2 protein-coding genes are annotated in these 996 nt (G+C 43.7%); both read right to left on the reverse strand.

All coding sequences use genetic code 11. The features are described 5' to 3' along the window. Positions 1-308: 308 nt before the first annotated feature. A complete protein-coding gene (locus AAC147_RS09420; RefSeq protein ID WP_047686427.1) occupies positions 309-614 on the reverse strand; it encodes a type II toxin-antitoxin system RelE/ParE family toxin in 306 nt (101 codons plus the stop codon). Continuing rightward, entirely contained in the window at positions 614-868 is a 255-nt protein-coding gene (locus AAC147_RS09425; RefSeq protein WP_047686429.1) for an antitoxin, read from the reverse strand. The genes AAC147_RS09420 and AAC147_RS09425 overlap by 1 nt, the downstream gene beginning before the upstream one ends. Positions 869-996 lie beyond the last annotated feature (128 nt).

Consider the following 996-nt stretch of genomic DNA (forward strand, 5'->3'; position numbering starts at 1 on the left):
TTCAACATACCTTACTAGACCAAAGGAGAACGGAAAAAGGCCAACACTGCGTATTTATTGGGATTTTGTAGACTTCGGAAGACGTTACGATATGAATGGATGGTACCCCTACAGGATTCGAACCTGTGACCTACGGCTTAGAAGAGAGTAAGCCAACTTTATAAATCAAGCAATTACCGCATTTATCAGTGCTCACACGTCCCACCTTACCGAAAGTTACCCGCAGTTACGGGCGGTTGCCTTTCGATACCTGTCCCAAATCCGTCCCACTTAATTTGAGTTTGATAGCGACTGAAAAAACAACAAAATTACAAAAGCCTATCAGTAAGGCGTGTCAATAAATCCATCTTCTCATGAAAAATGGCCACAATTAATGCCGGAGCACCGTCACGTGGCAAACAAAACACATAATGATGTTCACAACGCGCCATGCGCAATGCTGGGAAAAGTTCGCTCATGTCCTTGAAAGATCCTTTTCCGCACGCGAGACGTTCAATACCTTTCTTAAGGGTAGTAACGTAGCGGCGCGCCTGCACATTACCCCATTGTTTACGTGTATAACTAATAATTGAGCGCAAATCAGCTTCTGCAGCTTCCGTCAGTACATAGTCCATTAATCGCGCCCGTTCTCAGCCAGTTCTTCATTAAGGATTTCGTCGATACTTTTTCCGGACACCTTGCCTTCTATCCCTTCATTGATCCGTGTATTCAACAAGGCTTTTAACTCTTGCCATGCCTGATCATTATTAGTCATGTCAGGGAACAATCGTTCAAGCGTATATTGCTTGATTGTCTTGCCTTGCAAGGCTGCCAATGCTTTCAAACTCTTGTGTTGCTGATCGGTTATATCAATAGTTAAGCGACTCATAGTTCATTCCTCATCGGTTTCCCACAAACCCACATTAGCACATATGATGTCTTATGGCTATTTATAAGACACCTGTTCAATACCGTCTTGCCCGAACCCACTAAACACTATGATCGCTATGACGACCT

The organism is Xenorhabdus sp. NBAII XenSa04 (assembly GCF_963866145.1).
GTDB classification, from domain to species: domain Bacteria; phylum Pseudomonadota; class Gammaproteobacteria; order Enterobacterales; family Enterobacteriaceae; genus Xenorhabdus; species Xenorhabdus indica.